The following is a 20,202-nucleotide window of genomic DNA, read 5'->3' as shown; positions in this document are numbered from 1 at the left end:
AACACGAGAGTTTGTTTAAGGATGGGAGCGTTCCACATTGATAGAATTCGTACGCGGCGAAGTCGCTTATGTCTGTGCGGAATTCGTGACGGTAGAAGTTGGCGGGATTGGCTACAAGATCGTAGCACCGAACCCGTTTTTTTATCGGACCGGAGACGAACAGATCATCGTATATACGTATCATTATGTCCGTGAGGACCAAGAAGTTTTATTTGGATTCCGTTCCCGTCGTGAGCGTGCCTTGTTCACGAAGTTGCTCGGTGTCACAGGAATTGGACCGAAGGGAGCGCTCGCGATCGTCGCATCAGGGAATGTCGATGCGCTCGTTGAAGCAATTGAACAAGAGAAGGAAAGTTATCTCGTCAAGTTCCCGGGGGTCGGCAAGAAAACAGCGAAGCAAATGACGCTCGACCTAAAAGGAAAGTTAGCCGAGCTCGCACCGGATTACGTACCGAGCGAAGGCTTGTTCGCGCAAGGCAATGCTGAGCTGAATGAAGCTTGTGAAGCCTTGACGGCGCTTGGTTACAGTGACCGAGAAGTCGAGAAAGTCAAAAAAGCGTTGCAGGCAGAAGTCCTGTCGACGGATCAATATGTCAAACGGGCACTCCAGTTGTTATTGAATGTGAGGTGAGGACATGGAAGAGCGCATTTTGTCAGAATCCGCCCATGCGGAAGATCAAGAAGAGTGGAGTCTGCGTCCTCAGACGCTCGAGCAATACATCGGGCAGGAGAAAGCAAAAGGAAACTTAAGTGTCTTCATCGAGGCGGCAAAAATTCGTCAGGAAACACTCGATCACGTGCTTCTCTACGGTCCTCCGGGTCTTGGGAAGACGACGCTTGCGACGATCATTGCAAACGAGATGGGGGTCGGCATCAAGACGACAGCCGGTCCTGCAATTGAACGACCGGGTGATCTAGCGGCGATCCTATCATCGCTTGAACCGGGCGATGTCCTGTTCATCGACGAGATTCATCGATTGAGTCGATCGATCGAAGAGATTCTGTATCCGGCAATGGAGGATTATTGTCTCGATATCGTCATCGGTCAAGGTGAACTCGCCCGCAGCGTCCGAATTGATTTACCACCGTTTACGCTCGTTGGTGCAACGACGCGTGCCGGGATGTTATCGGCACCGCTCCGTGATCGTTTTGGCGTGACGCTGAAGCTTGAATATTATACGATGTCAGAGTTGTCTGCCATCGTAACCCGGACGTCACGATTGTTCGGATTCGAAGCGGATCGTCTGGCAGCAGAAGCCATCGCGCTTCGTTCACGTGGAACACCACGTGTCGCGAACCGGTTGTTACGGCGTGTTCGTGATTTTGCGCAAGTCGCGCATCAAACTGACATCGATGCGACGCTCGCAACGAGTGCGCTTGATCGCTTGCATGTCGATGCGCTAGGGCTCGATGATGTCGACCATCGTTTACTACGATCGCTTGCAGAACGGTTTGCCGGTGGTCCGGTCGGTCTTGAGACGATTGCAGCGACGATCGGGGAAGATGCGCAGACGATTGAGGATGTATATGAACCATATTTACTGCAACAAGGCTTTTTACAACGTACTCCGCGCGGACGTGTCTTAACACCGTTCGCCCGCCAACATTTAGGACTGAAAGAAGGAAATTGAACCAATGGATGTAAACTTATTTGATTTTCATTTACCAGAAGAACAAATTGCCCAAGTGCCATTGCTCGACCGGACGAGTTCGAAACTGATGGTTCTCGATCGGGAGACGGGTGCGATTCAGCATCAGCACTTCCATGATATCGTCGACCACTTCCGGGAAGGTGATACACTCGTCATCAACGATACGAAAGTTTTACCAGCACGTCTCTTTGGTGTGAAGGAAGAGACGGGTGGGAAAATCGAATTGTTACTCTTGAAGCAGACGAGTGACGATGTGTGGGAAACACTGGCGAAACCGGCAAAACGCGTCAAACAAGGAACGATTTTGTCGTTTGGTGACGGATTACTCCGTGCTGAGTGTGTCGAAGCACTTGAAGACGGAGGACGCATCCTTAAGTTTTTCTATGACGGCATTTTTTATGAAGTGCTCGACCAACTCGGAACGATGCCACTGCCACCGTACATTCATGAACAACTCGAGGATCAAGATCGTTACCAGACGGTGTATGCTCGGGAACGCGGAAGTGCGGCAGCACCGACGGCCGGTCTTCACTTCACACCGGAATTGCTTGAAGCGCTTAAAGCGAAAGGCGTCCGGATCGCACCGTTGACGCTACACGTAGGACTTGGCACATTCCGTCCTGTCTCGGTCGACGACGTCGATAGTCACAAGATGCACAGTGAGTACTACGAACTGCCGGAAAGTTCAGCTGCTTTGCTACGCGAAACACGGAAACAAGGCGGACGGATCATCGCGGTCGGAACGACGTCGACACGAACGCTTGAGACGGTCATTCGCGACCATGGCGACTTCGTCGAAGCAACGGGCTGGACGGACATCTTCATCTTCCCGGGTCAGGAAGTCAAAGGGATTGATGGTCTGATCACGAACTTCCACTTACCGAAATCAACATTGATCATGCTCGTGTCCGCGTTATCGACACGGGAACACATTCTGCATGCCTACGAAGAAGCAGTCGCAAACGGCTATCGCTTCTTTAGCTTCGGTGATGCGATGTTCTTAACGAGAGAGGAACGAAACTAATGACAAAACACGCGGTAACATATGAACATATCAAAACATGTAAACAATCCGGAGCGCGGTTAGGAATCGTCCACACGCCGCACGGTAGTTTCGAGACACCAGTTTTCATGCCGGTCGGAACGCAAGCGACGGTCAAGACGATGGCACCGGAACAAATCAAGGACATGAACGCGAACATCATCCTCGCGAACACGTACCACCTCTGGGTGCGTCCAGGACATGATGTCATCAAGGAAGCGGGCGGTCTGCATAAATTCATGAACTGGGATGGCGCGATTCTCACGGATTCAGGTGGCTTCCAAGTCTTCTCACTTGCTGATCTTCGGAACATTTCTGAGGAGGGTGTTCATTTCCGTAACCACTTGAACGGGGACAAATTGTTCTTATCACCGGAAAAAGCGATGGAAATTCAAAATGCACTCGGTTCAGATATCATGATGGCGTTTGACGAGTGCCCACCGTACCCAGCTTCTCACGAGTACATGAAAGCATCTGTCGAACGGACGAGCCGCTGGGCGGAACGTTGTCTTGCTGCGCACGAACGTCCACACGATCAAGCACTGTTCGGTATCATCCAAGGCGGAGAATACGAAGACTTACGTCGCCAAAGTGCAAAAGACCTCGTTGCCCTTGATTTCCCGGGTTATGCGGTCGGTGGTCTTTCGGTCGGAGAGCCAAAAGACGTCATGTACCGTGCGCTCGAATTCACGACACCACTCATGCCGGAAGACAAACCACGTTATTTGATGGGCGTCGGTTCACCGGACGCATTGATCGAGGGTGCGATCCGCGGAATCGATATGTTCGACTGTGTCTTACCGACACGGATCGCACGAAACGGCACATTGATGACATCACAAGGACGTCTCGTCGTCCGGAACGCGAAATATGCACGTGATTTCCGTCCGCTCGATGAGAAATGTGATTGCTACGCGTGTAAGAATTACTCGCGTTCGTACATCCATCACTTGATCCGGGCGCAAGAAACGTTCGGTCTGCATCTCTGTTCGACACACAATCTTCACTTCCTCGTCAAGTTGATGGAAGGCGTTCGCCAAGCGATTCGTGAGGATCGTCTGCTCGATTTCAAGGAAGAATTCTTCGAAGAATACGGTTACAATTTACCGAATGCAAAGAATTTCTAACAAATCGTCTGACAAATCAATTCTTTCACGGTATAATGAACGTGATTTGAATGATAAAAGGAGCTGAATCAGATGGAAGGCTTAATCACATTCCTCCCGATGATCTTGATCTTCGTGGTGTTCTATTTCTTGTTGATCCGTCCACAGAACAAACGCCAGAAGCAAGTGCGTCAGATGCAAAATGAACTCTCACGCGGCGACTCGATCGTTACGATCGGTGGTCTTCACGGGGTTGTCCAAAAAGTTGACGACATGACGGTGACATTGAAGTCAGGTAATGCACAATTGACATTCAACCGGAGTGCTGTCGCAGAAGTGACGAAAAAATCAACGACTGTCATGGACGACGAAACTGTCGAATAAGGCATTGAAAAGGCGCTTTCCGGATTCCGGAGCGTCTTTTCTGTTTATATATGAGAAAAACGTTTGCTAAGATTACCATTTCTTTTGTAAGCTAGGATAGGAGAACAAAGTTGTCTGAAAATATACTGGGAACTAGAGAAAGGACAATGTAGCATGATCAAGAAAGGGAAACTTGCCACATTCTTCATCGTCGTCATCGCGTTGCTCGTACTGATTGGTACGACATCGTCATGGTTGTTGAAGGATACGAAGCTTGGCCTTGACCTTAAGGGTGGCTTCGAAGTCTTGTATGAAGTACAACCGCTGAAAGAAGGAGACGTCATCGATCAAAATGCGATGAGTGCGACGCTGACGGCAATCGAGAACCGTGTCAACGTCCTCGGTGTCTCTGAACCAGACATCCGGATCGAAGGCGATAACCGGATTCGCGTTCAGCTTGCTGGCGTCAAGGATCAGACGGAAGCGCGTCAAATCCTCTCTTCGACAGCACAATTATCATTCCGTGACATCAACAATAAGTTGTTACTGGATGGATCGGATTTAAAAGCCAAAGGCGCAAAAGTCGGATACGATCCACAAACGAACCAACCGCTTGTAGAACTTTCACTTAAATCAAAACAAAAGTTCTATGATGTGACTCAAAAGATTTCACAAATGCAACCACCTGCGAATCGTCTCGTCATCTGGCTCGATTACGAGAAAGGTGATTCGTACGAAAAAGAAATTCAAAAAGCAAATTCAAAGATCGTATCAGATGCATCTGTTCAAGAACCAATCAACTCAGATAAAGCGATCATTTCTGGTGGCGATATCGATGCCGCATACGGGAAACAATTATCGTCAATCCTAAACGCCGGCGCATTACCGGTCAAACTCGAGGAAATCTACTCGACGTCGGTCTCTGCTGCTTTTGGACAGGATGCACTTGATCAAACATTGTTTGCGTCAGCGATCGGTGTCGCGGCGGTCTTCTTGTTCATGCTACTGTTCTACCGAATCTCTGGATTCGTTTCGATCATCACGTTACTGTTCTACATCTATCTTGTCATGATCTTCTTTAACGGGATCAATGCTGTCCTCACGTTACCGGGGATTGCGGCACTCGTTCTTGGAGTCGGGATGGCGGTCGATGCGAACATCATCACTGCTGAGCGGATCAAGGATGAATTACGAAGTGGTAAATCCGTCTTGTCCGCATTTAAAGCCGGTAACCGTCGTTCGTTCGGTACGATTCTTGATGCCAACTTGACTACGTTAATCTCTGCTGGTGTGTTGTACTACTTTGGTACAAGTACGGTCAAAGGATTCGCCATCATGTTGATGGTTTCGATCGCCGTCACGTTCGTCACGAACGTCTTTGTCTCACGTTACCTGATGCAGCTCCTTGTCAGTAGCCGATGGTTCGATAAGAAGAAATCATGGTTCGGTGTAAAGGAGAGTGAAATCCGTGAGCTTTAATCCTACGAAATTCGATTACGTCAAACATCGCAAAATCTATTTCGCAATCACGATTGCGCTTGTCATCGTGTCGGTCCTCTTGTTGTCGTTCCGTGGTCTGAACCTCGGGATCGACTTCACGCAAGGAACGCGTGTCGAGATTTCTTCTGAGAATCAAATCAAGGAAGCGGACGTCCGCTCTGTCATTGAAGATGCCGGGATTGATGCGGAAGAAATCGATGGTATTCAATTCGCGCAAGGCGGAAAGTTAGCGAACGTCACGTTCGTTGGTGAATTTAGTCAGGATCAAATTTCTGAAATGAAACAAACGATTGAAGCGCAGTATGATAAGGAACCGAGCATCTCGACGGTTTCCGCACAAGTTGGTCAAGAAATCGCGCGTAACGCGATTTATGCCGTCTTGCTCGCGTCACTCGGGATCGTCATCTACGTCTCGTTCCGATTCCAACCGTTATACGGAATTGCGACAGTACTCGCATTGCTACATGATGCGTTGATGATCGTGGCATTCTTCTCGCTGTTCCAGATCGAAGTCAACTTGTACTTCATCGCAGCAATCCTGACGATCATCGGGTATTCCGTCAACGATACGATCGTTACGTTCGACAGGGTACGAGAAAATCTCGGACTCGCTGAAAAAGGTGGTCGGAAAGTCTCGTTTGATGAATTGGCGCATATCGTCAATGAATCAATCCAACAGACGATCATCCGCTCGATCAATACCGTCGTCACGGTCGTCATGACAGCAGCAGCGCTCTACATCTTCGGTAGCGAAGCAATCCGTGGATTCAGTCTCGCCCTGCTTGTCGGGTTGATCATGGGGATGTATTCTTCGATCTTCATCGCCGCGCAACTCTGGCTCGTCATGAAGGGTCGGACACTTGGTCGTACAAAACGCGCTTCTTAAAAGAGTATCCGCATCAGCTATCGCTGGTGCGGATTTTCAATTATAATGGGGAAGTTGATTGGAGGGTTTGAGATGTACCATGCTAAAAAAACATGGCTTGATAAAGTCATCGATTCAGAACAAATCGAACAATTGACGGCGGATGGCACAATCTCACCGCACGTCGCACAACTACTTGTCCAACGGGGATTCACGACTCGTGAAGCTGCCCGTGATTTTTTAGAGACCGATCAAATGGCATTTCATGATCCATTTGCTTTCAAAGACATGCCAAAAGTCGTCGAACGGATTCAACGTGCCGTCGACGAGGGCGAGATGATTTTGATTTACGGTGATTATGATGTCGACGGCGTGAGTTCCGCTGCGATTCTCTGGCATGCCTTGATTGAAATCGGAGGAATGGCAGAGTGTTATATCCCGAACCGTTTCACGGAAGGCTATGGACCAAACGAAGCCGCGTTTCGCTGGGCTGCAGAAGAAGGGTTCAGCCTCGTTATCACGGTCGACTGTGGGATTTCCGGCATTCATGAAGCCGATGTCCTAAAGGAACTCGGGGTCGATTTAATCATCACCGATCACCACGAAGCAAAAGAAACGTTACCTGATGCCTTTGCCTTAATTCACCCAGGTGTCGATCCAGACTATCCGTTCTCGAAGCTTGCTGGGGCAGGTGTTGCCTTTAAAGTCGCACATGCACTCCTTGACCGTGAACCCGTCGAGTTACTCGATCTTGCCGTGCTCGGAACGATTGCCGATCTTGTGCCGCTCGTCGGAGAGAACAGGTTGCTTGCGATCCGCGGCATCGAGGCGCTGAATGCGAGTGAACGTCCGGGTATCCTAGCGTTACGGGACGTTTGTAGTTTGACGGAAGACGAACTGACGGAAGAATCAGTCGGATTTGCATTCGGTCCGCGGATCAATGCGGCAGGTCGTCTTGATTCGGCGATGCCAGCGCTTGAGATGTTACTAGCGGAAAGCAAAGATGAGGCACTTCATCTCGCGAAACAACTCGACCAACAAAATAAACAACGTCAAGATATCGTCAAGCAGATTGCGGAGGAAGCAACGGCGCTTGTCGAAGAACGTTTTAAAGATGACCGCGTACTCGTCGTCGATGCGGCAGATTGGAATCCAGGTGTCGTCGGGATCGTCGCCTCGCGACTCGTTGAAAAATACCATCGTCCCGTCATCATGCTGTGTCATGATGCTGAAAAAGGAACAGCGAAGGGTTCTGGACGATCGATTCCAGCCTTTGATTTATTCGCTGAACTCACGAAATGTGAAGACATCTTGCCGCATTTCGGTGGACATCCCGCTGCTGCCGGTATGACGCTCTCTTCCGATGACGTCGAGACGTTACGTCAACGTTTGAATGAACAAGCAAGTACATTGCCAGACGATGCCTTCATCGCGACAATTGATGTCGATCTACGTCTACAGGTCAGTGATGTCTCAATCCAGTTGATTGAAGATATTCAGCGACTCGCGCCGTTCGGGATGGGAAATCCTGCGCCACGAATCGTCATCGAGCAGGCGAAGATCCGTGACATGAAACGGATCGGTCGCGATTTGACGCATGTCAAAGCACTACTATCAGGCGATGGGAAGGAACTCGATGCGATCGGTTTTGGCTTCGGCGACCTTGTCGATGAAGTCTCGACCTTATCCGAGATTCACTTGATGGGCAGTCTGAACATCAACGAGTGGAATGGCTTCCGTAAACCACAATTGATGATTCAAGACGTCGCTGTCGAAGATGTTCAAGTATTCGATTACCGTGGCGGTAAGCGACCGCTGAGCGAACTATTCGCCTTACCGCATGAGACGACGACATTCGTTGCCTTTACTGATGAGGTGAAGGAGAAGTACGCGGAACGTCCGTTGAACGGACCGATTCGTCAAAACATCGTCTTCCTCGATCTACCGGAAGAAGAAGTTGCGTTTCATCCATACGTCCAACAGGCAGAGCGGATTTATTGTGCCTTTAAGGACGAGGGCTATTATTTTGAGACGATTCCATCGCGCGAGGACTTCAAGCATTACTTCCAGTATTTCGCGAAATGTCCACGCGACGAGCTCCGAATTGGTCTCGTACGTTTGTCGAAATCGCGAAAATGGACGAAACGATCGATTAACTTTATGCATTCGGTATTCTCGGAACTTGATTTTCTTGTTACAATGGAGGACGGGCTGCCGGGTGTAAACCCAAATGCTGCAAAACGAGATCTGACGGAAGCTCCGACGTACCAGCGTCATGAAGCGCGTCAAGAGCTCGAGCAACAATACATTTATTCGTCACTCGCTCAGTTGAAAGAGCGTTTTGATACTTTGGTAGAAGCGGCGAAGCAGGAGGAAAAGACATGGAGTTCAAACAGCATATAAAAGAGGTCGAAAACTGGCCGAAAGAAGGAATCAGTTTCAAAGACATCACATCACTCATGCAGAACGGACCAGTATACAAACAATCGGTTGATGCACTTGTCGAATATGCACGCAGTAAAGGTGCTGATGTCATCGCGGGTCCGGAAGCACGTGGATTCGTAGTTGGTTGCCCAGCCGCTTACGCGATGGAAATCGGATTCGTACCTGTCCGTAAAGAAGGAAAATTACCACGTGAGACAGTCCGTGTCGAGTATGGTCTTGAGTACGGAAAAGACGTCTTGACGATGCATGAAGATGCGATTCAACCAGGACAACGCGTCGTCATCCTTGACGACTTGCTTGCGACAGGTGGTACGATCGAAGCGACGATCCAAATGATTGAAAAATTAGGCGGAACGGTTGCCGGAATCGGATTCTTGATTGAACTCGATGGTCTTGGTGGACGTGAGAAACTCGAAGGATACGACGTTCTTTCATTGATTCGTTACGAAGACTAAAGCATATATACTCTCTTGGTACATGGTGACCAAGGGGGTATTTCTTTTTATTTTGACATCTTCTCAAGATTTCACGATAATAAGAACTATATATTAGGGATTCCGTTGCAGACGATCCCGGGGACTGGGTGAGGAAAAGGGATGACAAACAAACAAATCGTAAATGTAGAAGACCTTCTCGCTCGATGTGCGGAATACATGACGCAAGCTGAAGTCAAAGACATCGAACGGGCTTACCAATTCGCGAAAGACGAACATGATGGGCAATTCCGCCGTTCTGGGGAACCCTACATCATTCATCCGGTACAAGTTGCCGGTATCTTAGTCGATATTGGTTTGGATGCAACGACGATCGTCGCTGCGCTTCTTCATGATGTCGTCGAAGATACGGACATTACACTCGAAGAATTAACGGAACGATTCGGACCCGACGTCGCGATGCTCGTTGACGGCGTCACGAAACTCGGGAAAATCAAATATAAATCGAAACGCGAAGAATTGGCTGAGAACCACCGGAAGATGTTCATCGCGATGGCAGAAGACATTCGCGTCATCTTGATCAAACTGGCTGACCGTCTGCATAACATGCGAACGTTGCAACATATGGTCAAGGAAAAGCAGGTGCAAAAGGCAGAAGAGACGCTCGAAATCTTTGCACCGCTTGCGCATCGTCTCGGGATCTCGACGATCAAGTGGGAACTCGAAGACATCAGTTTGCGTTATATCAATCCACAACAGTACTACCGGATTGTCTCAATGATGAAACAAAAACGGACGGAACGCGAAGCGCTAGTCAGTTCGGTCATTGAAGAGGTCAACGAAGTACTCGATGATGTACAAATCGCAGCGGAAGTCGATGGACGTCCGAAGCATATCTATTCCATTTATAACAAGATGCAAAACTCGAAAAAAGAGTTCAGCGAAATTTATGACTTGATGGCTGTGCGCATCATCGTCGATTCAATCAAGGACTGTTACGCTGTTCTCGGAATCATTCATACGCAATATAAACCGATGCCGGGACGTTTCAAGGATTATATCGCGATGCCGAAGCCGAACATGTATCAATCGCTGCATACGACGGTCATCGGACCGAAAGGCGAGCCGCTCGAGGTCCAAATTCGGACACGGGACATGCACTTTATTGCCGAGTACGGGATTGCCGCTCACTGGGCGTATAAAGAAGGCAAGGAACAGGAAGCGAAATCAGGCTTTGAGGATAAGATTGCCCATTTCCGTGAAATTCTTGAGTTACAGAAGGATACGGCGGATGCTGAAGAATTCATGGAATCGGTCAAAGTCGATTTCTTTAGTGACATGTTGTACGTCTTTACACCAAAAGGCGACGTCATCGAATTGCCGAAAGGCTCTGTTCCGATTGATTATGCCTACCGGATTCATACAGAGATCGGTCACCGAACGATCGGAGCGAAAGTCAACGGACGGATGGTACCGATTGATTATAAGCTGAAGACAGGCGACATCATTGAAATCGTCACATCAAAACACAGTTATGGTCCAAGTAAGGACTGGCTCAAGATTTGTGTGTCGAGTCAGGCGAAGAACAAGATCCGTCAATGGTTCAAACGTCAGCAACGCGAAGAGAACGTCTCTAAAGGACGGGAACTGATCGAAGCGGAAGTCAAGAAACTTGGATTCGAGCCGAAGGAAGTCATCAATGAAAAGACGCTCGAAGACGTGACGCGGAAGTTCAACTTCGCGCAAGAAGAAGACATGTATGCTGCTGTTGGGTATCATGGTCTGACCGCTGCCCAAGTCGCGCATAAATTGACGGAAAAGTTACGCAAAGACAAAGAGTCCAAAAATCTTGAACTGAACGAAGCCATCAGTGAGATGAAGACGTTTGATCGTCCGAAGAAGGAAAATCCAGAAGGCGTTCGTGTCAAAGGAATCGATAACATGCTCGTTCGCATGAGTCGTTGTTGTAATCCAGTACCAGGGGACGATATCGTCGGGTATATCACACGTGGACGGGGTGTCTCGATTCACCGGACGGATTGTTTGAATGTCATTCATGAACAAAATCCAGAACGCTTGCTCGAAGTCGAGTGGGAACACGAAGGCAAAGCCGTTAAGAGTTATAACGTCGAAATCGAAATTTCTGGATTCGACCGGGCTGGATTATTGAACGATGTCCTGCAGTCGGTATCTGCGACGAATACGAACATTGTTGCCGTCAGCGGGAAAGGCGACGACAGTAAACAAGCCAAAATCACGATGACGATCGCGATCAACAACGTCAACCATTTACAAAAAGTCGTCGATCGGATCAAACAAATCTCTGACGTGTATGCTGTGCATCGCGTCATGATGACGTAAGGAGCGGATGAGTCATGCGAGTCGTATTACAACGAGTCAAAGAAGCAAGTGTCACAGTCGATCAGGAGGTCATCGGTCAAATCAAGCAAGGTTTTCTCTTGCTTGTCGGTGTCACGCACGAAGACACGATCGATCAGGTGAACTGGTTAGCTGATAAAATCGCAGGACTCCGCGTGTTTGAAGATGAAGAGGAACGGATGAACCGCTCGTTGCAAGATGTCGACGGTCAGATTCTATCCGTCTCGCAGTTCACGTTGTATGGTGATGTCAAAAAAGGACGTCGCCCAGCGTTTACGGAAGCAGCGAAACCGGATGTTGCCAACGAATTGTATGAAGCGTTCAATGAACGTCTTCGCGCGCAAGGACTGACAGTCGAGACAGGTCAGTTCGGTGCGATGATGGATATCGCGCTCGTCAATGATGGACCGGTGACATTGATTCTTGAAAAAGAAGCAAACGCTTGACAGGAACCGAGAGACGAGGCAATATTAGACGTAACCAAATGATTCATACGACCGAAGACGAAGAGGAGTAATCAAGACCTCGTCTGCTTAGAGAGTCGCCCCTTGGCTGGAAGGGCGAACAGACGAACTCGATGAAAGACCCTTCCGAGGTATCTTCCTGAACCGATAGTAGGGAAGGTCGTACGCAGGCGTTAACTGCACCGAGTGGTCAAATGTGATTTGACAACCAGGGTGGTACCACGGGATCTTCAAGTTCTCGTCCCTTTGCGGACGAGGACTTTTTTGTATTCAAAAAAGGAGGAATTTGAGATGAAATTACCACGCGGTACGTTTGATGTCCTTCCAGGAACAGTCGAACGCTGGCAGTACATCGAGCAACAATTACGTGACATCAGTAAGCGTTACAACTATAAGGAAATCCGGACGCCGATTTTTGAGGAGACAGAACTCTTCAAACGTGGCGTTGGTGAGACGACGGATATCGTTCAAAAAGAAATGTTCATGCTTGAGAAACGCGGAAAAGACCAGTTGACGTTACGTCCAGAAGGAACGGCTGCTGTCGTTCGTTCATTCGTGACGAACAAACTGTTCGGTTCACCAAACCAACCGACGAAATTGTTCTACATTGGACCGATGTTCCGTTATGAACGTCCGCAAGCAGGTCGTTTCCGTCAGCTCCACCAATACGGAGTCGAAGCACTTGGCAGTGAACAACCAGCGATCGATGCGGAAGTCATCAGTCTCGCGATGAGCATCTACCGTTCATTTGGATTGAAGCACCTTAAGCTCGTCATCAATACACTCGGGGATAACGAAAGTCGCGCCGCACACCGGGCAGCACTTGTCGATCACTTCAAACCGGTCGTTCACGAGTTATGTCAGGACTGTCAGAACCGTCTCGAAACGAATCCACTTCGTGTCCTTGATTGTAAGGTCGACCGCGATCACCCGAGCATGGCAACAGCACCATCAATTCTCGATTACTTAAACCCGGCATCAAAAGCTTACTTCGACGAAGTATTGCTTCACTTAGATGCACTCGGCATCGAGTATGTCGTTGATCCAACGCTCGTTCGCGGAATCGATTATTACAATCACACGGCGTTCGAGATCATGTCAGAAGCAGAAGGCTTCGGAGCAATCACGACACTATGTGGTGGTGGACGATACAACGGTCTCGTCGAACAAATCGGTGGACCGGCAACACCGGGAATCGGATTCGGAATCGGCATCGAGCGTTTATTGATGGCGCTTGAGAATGAGAACGTCTTACCGGCAGTCGATGATCAAATCGATGTCTTCATCGTCGCGCAAGGCAGTGACGAAGTCGAAAAGACAGCAACACGTCTCTTACAATTGATGCGTCTCGAAGGACTTGTCGCCGATCGGGATTATCTCGGTCGGAAGTTCAAAGGACAATTCAAAGCAGCCGATCGCTTGAAAGCACGCTACACGGTCATCCTCGGGGATGAAGAAGTCGAGCGTGGTGCAGCGGCGCTGAAGAACATGGCTACAGGGGAACAGACGGACGTTCCGTTATCAGCAGTCGCTGATACGATCGTCGCGAAATTAAAGGAGGAAGCACAATGATCGGACGCACGCATATGAACGGTCAGGTGACAGAAGAAGTCATCGGACAACACGTTCAACTTAAAGGATGGGTTCAAAAACGACGTGACTTAGGAGGATTGATCTTCCTTGATCTCCGCGACCGGAGTGGTATCGTCCAAATCGTCTTCCAACCGGAAAACGAGCAGGCACACCGCCTTGCAGAATCAATTCGTTCAGAGTATGTCCTCGATATCAAAGGACACGTCATCGCACGTGAGAATCCGAACCCGAACATTCCGACTGGGCAAGTCGAGGTCGTCGCGGATGAAGTCGTCATCTTGAATGCAGCGAAGATGACACCATTCCCGATCAGTGAAGAAGCAGAGCAGACGTCAGAAGATTTACGTCTTAAATATCGTTATCTTGACTTGCGTCGTCCGTCGCTTCAAGAGACATTCCGTCTTCGTTCGAAAGCATCGAACATTATGCGGAACTTCCTCGATGAGCAAGACTTCTTGGAAGTCGAGACACCAATCTTAACGAAATCAACACCAGAAGGCGCACGTGACTATCTCGTTCCGAGTCGTGTTCACCCAGGTGAGTTCTATGCCTTGCCACAATCACCGCAATTGTTCAAACAATTGCTGATGGTGTCTGGTTTTGAACGGTACTTCCAAATTGCACGTTGTTTCCGTGACGAAGACTTACGGGCAGACCGTCAACCTGAATTCACGCAAGTCGACATCGAGACGAGCTTCATGGACATCGAAGACTTGTATGCGATGATGGAATCGATGATGACGCGTGTCATGAAGGAAACGCTTGGTAAAGATATCGTGACACCGTTCCCACGGATGCCGTACGCGGAAGCGATGAGCCGGTATGGTTCGGATAAACCGGATACACGCTTCGGTCTCGAATTGATTGATGTCGCGGAAGCCGTCAAAGGGGCAGGATTCAAAGTATTCGACATGGCACTAGAAGCTGGTGGCGAAGTTAAAGCCTTGAACGTCAAAGGTGCAGCAGAGCGCTTCTCGCGGAAAGATATCGATAAGTTACAAGAATTCACGGCGATTTACGGTGCAAAAGGTCTCGCGTGGGTCAAAGTGACAGGGGACGGACTGAACGGTCCGATCGCGAAGTTCTTCGACGAAGAAGCAGCTGCTCGCCTGACAGCGGCGACAGGTGCGGAAGCAGGCGACTTATTGTTGTTCGTCGCAGCAAAAGCATCGATCGTAGCAGACAGCTTAGGTGCGCTCCGTCAGAAATTAGCGAAGGAACTGGACTTGATCGATGAGTCGGTCTTCAACTTCCTTTGGGTGACGGACTTCCCACTCGTCACGTATGAAGAAGAAGAAGGTCGTTTCTACGCGAACCACCACCCGTTCACGATGCCACGTCGTGAAGATCTCGAATTGCTCGAGACGGATCCTGGAAAAGTCCTCGCCGTCGCGTACGACCTCGTCTTGAACGGATACGAGCTCGGCGGTGGATCACAACGGATCTACGAACGGGATATCCAAGAGCGGATGTTTAAGTTGCTTGGCTTCACAGAAGAAGAAGCAAACGAGCAGTTCGGTTTCTTGATGGAAGCATTCGAATACGGAACACCACCACATGCGGGGATCGCACTTGGTCTAGACCGTCTCGTTATGTTACTCGCAGGACGTTCAAACTTGCGTGATACGATTGCCTTCCCGAAAACAGCATCAGCAAGTGATCTGTTGACGGCAGCACCAAGCCCAGTCTCGGATGCACAATTAAACGATCTCTCGATTCGAACAGCGGTCAAACAATCGTAAGATACGACAAGCGAATCTTCCGGTATGGGAGATTCGCTTGTTTCATGAAGGAGGATGAACGGATGGAACGACACTTTTTTGAACGGTCTCCGGTTGAAGTCGGTCCAGACTTCTTAGGAACACAGATCACAGTCGATGAGGTGACGATGCGGATCGTCGAGGTCGAAGCCTATCTCGGTCCTCACGATCAAGCAGCGCATTCGTTTTCCGGAAAACCAACGAAACGGACGGCACCGATGTTCGGTCCACCGGGGCATCTCTATGTGTATTTCACATATGGGATGCATCACTGCATGAATATCGTTTGTGGACATGAAGGGGAAGGATACGGATTATTGCTACGAGGTGCGGAAATCATTAGTGGGCACGATCTCGTCGCGGAACGTCGTTTTGGTTGTTCCTACGCAAAGTTGACAGCGGCGCAACGACGCAATCTCGTCAATGGACCGGCGAAACTGTGCCAAGGATTCGGTCTAACGACAGCTGATTCGGGACAGGATCTTTATCAAGACCGTTTCCGACTTGTTGCTGACTCGGTCGACGCGGTCGTCCAGACGACACGGATCGGTATTCCGAATGCAGGAGAAGCGACAGCCTATCCATGGCGTTTTTATGTAGAGGCGAGTGAAGGGGTAAGTAAACGTTAAAAAATGGACGCTCCGATAAGGAGACGTCCATTTTTTATTTAGGGTTGTTGATTGATTTTTTCGACTGTTGTTTTTTATAGAATTTATAGACGATTGGACCAACCGTCGTTACGAGCGTCATTAATGTTCTGAGTTTACCGCGTTTTGCTGCCATTGATTCATTCACTCCTCTGATTTGTTGTACTAATCATATTCCACGAAAACAACGTCTTAAAACCTCATCGGCACATCAAGTGGTTTTCTATCTACCTTGGTCGGGTCATAGTATAAGGAGAAGGGAGTCGATCAATATGGGAGCAGTCGTTTGGTATCGTCATGATTTACGTGTCGATGATCATGAGGCACTTCGGAGTGCGTGTGAAGAACAGGACGTCATTCGTGCCGTATACGTCAAAGACCAAAAGAAACGCGATTTTAAAAGAGGTACACAACAAGCGCGGTTCGAACAAGAGACACTTGATAACTTAGCGGGCCATCTGTCTCAAATCGGGATTACGTTAGATATAGTAGAAGGGGAGACAAGTGAGGCACTCGATTCTTATCTGCAAGCGGATGATACCGTCTATTTCCATAAGATGACCGGAACAGAAGAAGCGACAAGTGAGCAGTATATCGAAGACAGATATACCGTCCGCTCTTTTGAAACACAGACGTTACATCGTCGGGAAGATATCGGAAGTGATGAATTAAAGCGCGTCTTTACGGCATTTCGAAAACGGGTCGAGGCGAAAGGGACCTTCTACGATCCACTCGATCCACCAACCGGTATTCAGCTAATAAAAGAGGAATCAGTTGAAGCAGTCCCAGAGACCGCGTTCCCATTTCGGGGAGGCGAATCAGCGGGAAGGGCACGCCTTCAGGAATATCTCGCCGAGCCCGTATTCACCTATAAAGAAACACGGAATGGGTTCTTACGAAATGATTCTTCGAAGTTGTCTGCCTGGCTAGCGAACGGTTCACTCTCACCGCGCCGCGTCATGGCTGAATTACAAGAAGCCGAGCGAAAACAGGGAGCGAATGAATCGACGTACTGGTTGTATTTCGAATTGTTATGGCGTGACTTCTTCCATTTGACGATGCGTGAGACAGGAAGCCGTCTGTTCCGTGCGAGCGGATTACAAGAAGGTCAATACACGTGGAAGGCGAACCAGCTGGCTGTCGAACGCTGGATAGAAGGAAAAACTGGTGTGCCATTCGTCGACGCCTTCATGAACGAGATTCGCGAGACGGGATGGATGTCGAACCGCGGCAGGCAGATCGTTGCCAGTTATCTAATTCATGAATTAAAGCAGGACTGGCGCATCGGAGCGCGATATTTCGAACAGCAGTTGATCGACTATGATGTCGCTTCGAATTATGGGAACTGGGCGTTCATCGCGGGTGTTGGGAATGCAACACGCACACCACGATTTGATCCTGCATTCCAACAACAACGATATGATCCGAATCAACACTTCACGAAACGTTGGACCTGAAAAAAGCATCTTTTTCTGGAGTGGGAAGTAGTTGCATTTCAGAGGGGAGGATGCTATATTAAATGCATCAGATGGGGTTCCTGAATTGTACGAGAGCCGCCTTTTATCTTTGAGCCACTCTTTTTTGATAGGGAGTTTGACGTTCCAACTAGTAGTACATGCCTCGTAACACAGCAGGAGGACGTACGAATAGGAATCGGATAAGACACCCACCTGCACAGCAGGTTCAAAAATAAGGTATCGACACGGCACTTCGGGTCCCATCGTCTTATTATTTTGTTGTTTGACACGTCGCATGACGTTTTTTTTTATGATATAATTCCGAGTAAAACAGTATGAGTATTGTGAGGTTATGAGATGTTACATCAATTTTCGCGTAATGAATTAGCAATCGGTAAAACTGGACTTGACGCATTGGCATCCAAGTCCGTCGCTATTCTGGGTATCGGTGGTGTTGGATCGTTCTCAGCAGAAGCGCTTGCCCGCAGTGGTGTAGGTCGTTTGATTCTTGTCGATAAGGACGATATCGACATCACGAACGTCAACCGACAAATCCATGCTTTGCTTCCGACGGTTGGTCAACCAAAGGTCGATGCGATGGCAGAACGTCTTGCGTTAATCAATCCGGATCTTGAAATCGTTCGCTTGAAGATGTTCTACAATGAAGAGACATTCGAGTCGTTCTTCGAACAGCAACCGGATTATGTCATCGATGCATCGGACACGGTCTCGTTCAAGATTCACTTGATTCAGGAATGTAAGAAACGTAACATTCCAATCATCTCAAGCATGGGGATGGCGAACAAGATGGATCCAACACGCATCAAGATCGTTGACATCAAAGATACAAGTTATGATCCACTAGCGAAGGTCATTCGGACGAAACTCCGGAAAGCCGGCATCCATAAAGGTGTTCCTGTCGTCTTCTCTGATGAACCGCCCGTTAAGATCATCGAAGAAGTCCGTCAAGTCGTCGGAAACGATGCGGCTGCAATTCGTAAGGCAAAGATGCCGCCAAGTTCGAATGCGTTCGTTCCATCAGTTGGTGGATTGATCGCAGCGAGCTACGTCATCAACGAGATCGTCCGTGAAGCCGGCGTGACGATCGAACGCGTTCGTTAAAAAAAGCGACCTTATGGTCGCTTTTTCTGATGTGTGGCTGTTTGTTTGTTCCAAAAATCAAGTCGAGCTTGCAGTTGTTTCTCAAAACCGCGTGGGCTTGGACGATAAAAGACCGGTTTTGTCCGGGCAAGGTTCTCCGGCCAGTAATTCTGTGGCACATAGGCATGTTCGAAGTCGTGCGGGTACTGATAGGTGACGCCATTCCCAAGTGCCGCTGCCCCCGGATGATGGGCATCGCGCAAATGTGGCGGTACCGGACCACCGTCTGAACGACGGACGAGTGTCAATGCTTGATCGATCGCTGAGATGACAGCATTCGATTTCGGCGCCGTCGCGAGATATAAGACGGTTTCAGCGAGCGGAATCCTTGCTTCAGGGAAACCGACGTACTCGCACGCGCGTGCGCAGGCATCGACCATCAATAATGCTTGCGGATCAGATAGACCGATGTCTTCTGCCGCATGGACGTAGAGACGCCGTACGATGAAGCGCGGACTTTCGCCCGCTTCAATCATGACAGCGAGCCAGTAGAGCGCAGCGTCGGGATCGGAACCCCGAATCGATTTGATGAAGGCGGAGATGACATCATAATGCCGATCGCCGTCCTTATCGTACTTCAATGCTTTTTGTTGAATCGATTCCTCGGCGACAGCGAGATCGATCGTGATCTGACCATCGATTTCCGGTGTCGTTAAGACGGCGAGTTCAAGTGCATTCAATAATGCCCGGTAATCGCCATCCGACAACTTGACGTAATGATCGATCGCGTCATCCGTGATCGTGATCGGATATTTGCCAAGACCACGCTCTTCGTCTTTTAAGGTTCGATCGAGGACGATTCGTAAATCGTCTGCTGTCGGGGGCTCGAAACGGAAAACCGTTGCCCGCGATAAGAGAGCGGCGTTGACCTCAAAACTCGGATTTTCAGTCGTCGCCCCGATCAACGTGATCGTACCTGCTTCGAGCGCTGGCAGTAAGGCGTCTTGTTGCATCTTATTGAATCGATGGATCTCATCGAGAAAGAGAATCGTTTTTTGATCCTCGAACTGAAGACGGGCTTCGGCCGCTTTTAGAATTTCCCGTAATTGTTCCAGTTTCGCTGTGACTGCGTTCAATTGCTCGAACGCTGATTTCGTATAACTGGAGATGACACGCGCGAGCGTCGTCTTACCGGTTCCGGGTGGACCGTAAAAAATGACGGTTCCGAGACGATCGGCTAAGATGGCACGCCGCAGGAGCGTCGTCTCTCCAATCAGATGGCGTTGTCCGACGATTTCATCCAGATTCTGCGGACGCATTCGATTCGCGAGCGGTCCGGCAGGTGACTGGGATTCAAATAAATGTGCCATACACATACGCTCCTTCCACTCTTA

15 protein-coding genes, 1 other RNA gene, 1 pseudogene and 1 other annotated feature are annotated in these 20,202 nt (G+C 49.1%); of the genes and pseudogenes, 16 read left to right on the top strand and 1 reads right to left on the bottom strand.

Annotated features, from left to right (window positions below; all coding sequences use genetic code 11):
* The first annotated feature begins 37 nt into the window (after window positions 1–37).
* The 16 genes and pseudogenes from ruvA to ASF99_RS10460 all read left to right on the top strand — a co-directional run bounded on the left by ruvA (window position 38) and on the right by ASF99_RS10460 (window position 18,829).
* Complete coding sequence (gene ruvA / locus ASF99_RS10530; protein WP_023468936.1) at window positions 38–631, top strand: Holliday junction branch migration protein RuvA; 594 nt, start codon at window positions 38–40, stop codon at window positions 629–631.
* A gap of 4 nt (window positions 632–635) precedes the next feature.
* Window positions 636–1,631, top strand: a complete 996-nt coding sequence (gene ruvB / locus ASF99_RS10525; protein WP_055968701.1) for a Holliday junction branch migration DNA helicase RuvB — start codon at window positions 636–638, stop codon at window positions 1,629–1,631.
* A gap of 4 nt (window positions 1,632–1,635) precedes the next feature.
* Window positions 1,636–2,676 carry a tRNA preQ1(34) S-adenosylmethionine ribosyltransferase-isomerase QueA gene (queA, locus tag ASF99_RS10520; protein ID WP_055968699.1) on the top strand — a complete coding sequence of 347 codons (1,041 nt, stop codon included), beginning with the start codon at window positions 1,636–1,638 and terminating at the stop codon, window positions 2,674–2,676.
* Window positions 2,676–3,821 carry a tRNA guanosine(34) transglycosylase Tgt gene (tgt, locus tag ASF99_RS10515; RefSeq protein WP_029342245.1) on the top strand — a complete coding sequence of 382 codons (1,146 nt, stop codon included), beginning with the start codon at window positions 2,676–2,678 and terminating at the stop codon, window positions 3,819–3,821. The genes queA and tgt overlap by 1 nt, the downstream gene beginning before the upstream one ends.
* A gap of 72 nt (window positions 3,822–3,893) precedes the next feature.
* A complete protein-coding gene (yajC, locus tag ASF99_RS10510; RefSeq protein WP_029342244.1) occupies window positions 3,894–4,184 on the top strand; it encodes a preprotein translocase subunit YajC in 291 nt (96 codons plus the stop codon).
* Window positions 4,185–4,337: 153 nt separating this feature from the next.
* A pseudogene (secD, locus tag ASF99_RS17615) lies at window positions 4,338–6,549 on the top strand (protein translocase subunit SecD).
* Between the two features lie 72 nt (window positions 6,550–6,621).
* Window positions 6,622–8,931, top strand: a complete 2,310-nt coding sequence (gene recJ / locus ASF99_RS10500; protein WP_055968697.1) for a single-stranded-DNA-specific exonuclease RecJ — start codon at window positions 6,622–6,624, stop codon at window positions 8,929–8,931.
* Window positions 8,910–9,428 (top strand): adenine phosphoribosyltransferase, encoded by a 519-nt coding sequence (locus tag ASF99_RS10495; protein ID WP_023468928.1) that lies wholly within the window; start codon window positions 8,910–8,912, stop codon window positions 9,426–9,428. The genes recJ and ASF99_RS10495 overlap by 22 nt, the downstream gene beginning before the upstream one ends.
* A gap of 141 nt (window positions 9,429–9,569) precedes the next feature.
* Window positions 9,570–11,768 (top strand): RelA/SpoT family protein, encoded by a 2,199-nt coding sequence (locus ASF99_RS10490; protein ID WP_023468927.1) that lies wholly within the window; start codon window positions 9,570–9,572, stop codon window positions 11,766–11,768.
* A 14-nt stretch (window positions 11,769–11,782) separates the two neighbouring features.
* Window positions 11,783–12,232, top strand: a complete 450-nt coding sequence (dtd, locus tag ASF99_RS10485; RefSeq protein ID WP_035396647.1) for a D-aminoacyl-tRNA deacylase — start codon at window positions 11,783–11,785, stop codon at window positions 12,230–12,232.
* A gap of 45 nt (window positions 12,233–12,277) precedes the next feature.
* Window positions 12,278–12,499 (top strand) — a binding site (T-box leader).
* Between the two features lie 42 nt (window positions 12,500–12,541).
* A complete protein-coding gene (gene hisS, locus ASF99_RS10480) occupies window positions 12,542–13,822 on the top strand; it encodes a histidine--tRNA ligase (protein ID WP_023468925.1) in 1,281 nt (426 codons plus the stop codon).
* A complete protein-coding gene (gene aspS / locus ASF99_RS10475; RefSeq protein WP_023468924.1) occupies window positions 13,819–15,585 on the top strand; it encodes an aspartate--tRNA ligase in 1,767 nt (588 codons plus the stop codon). The genes hisS and aspS overlap by 4 nt, the downstream gene beginning before the upstream one ends.
* A gap of 62 nt (window positions 15,586–15,647) precedes the next feature.
* A complete protein-coding gene (locus ASF99_RS10470) occupies window positions 15,648–16,232 on the top strand; it encodes a DNA-3-methyladenine glycosylase (RefSeq protein WP_055968695.1) in 585 nt (194 codons plus the stop codon).
* 290 nt (window positions 16,233–16,522) lie between these two features.
* Window positions 16,523–17,707, top strand: a complete 1,185-nt coding sequence (locus ASF99_RS10465) for a DASH family cryptochrome (RefSeq protein ID WP_055968694.1) — start codon at window positions 16,523–16,525, stop codon at window positions 17,705–17,707.
* Window positions 17,708–17,781: 74 nt separating this feature from the next.
* Window positions 17,782–17,971, top strand: a non-coding RNA gene (ssrS, locus tag ASF99_RS17105) — 6S RNA.
* Between the two features lie 93 nt (window positions 17,972–18,064).
* Complete coding sequence (locus ASF99_RS10460; RefSeq protein ID WP_023468920.1) at window positions 18,065–18,829, top strand: tRNA threonylcarbamoyladenosine dehydratase; 765 nt, start codon at window positions 18,065–18,067, stop codon at window positions 18,827–18,829.
* A gap of 11 nt (window positions 18,830–18,840) precedes the next feature.
* Here the strand turns inward: ASF99_RS10460 and ASF99_RS10455 are convergent, their stop codons facing one another.
* Complete coding sequence (locus ASF99_RS10455) at window positions 18,841–20,178, bottom strand: replication-associated recombination protein A (RefSeq protein WP_047393656.1); 1,338 nt, start codon at window positions 20,176–20,178, stop codon at window positions 18,841–18,843.
* Between the last annotated feature and the right edge of the window lie 24 nt (window positions 20,179–20,202).

The sequence above is a fragment of the Exiguobacterium sp. Leaf187 genome, from assembly GCF_001423925.1.
Classification (GTDB): domain Bacteria; phylum Bacillota; class Bacilli; order Exiguobacteriales; family Exiguobacteriaceae; genus Exiguobacterium_A; species Exiguobacterium_A indicum.
The sequence above is the reverse complement of the archived record's forward strand: the minus strand, read 5'-3'. Positions and strand labels throughout refer to the sequence as shown.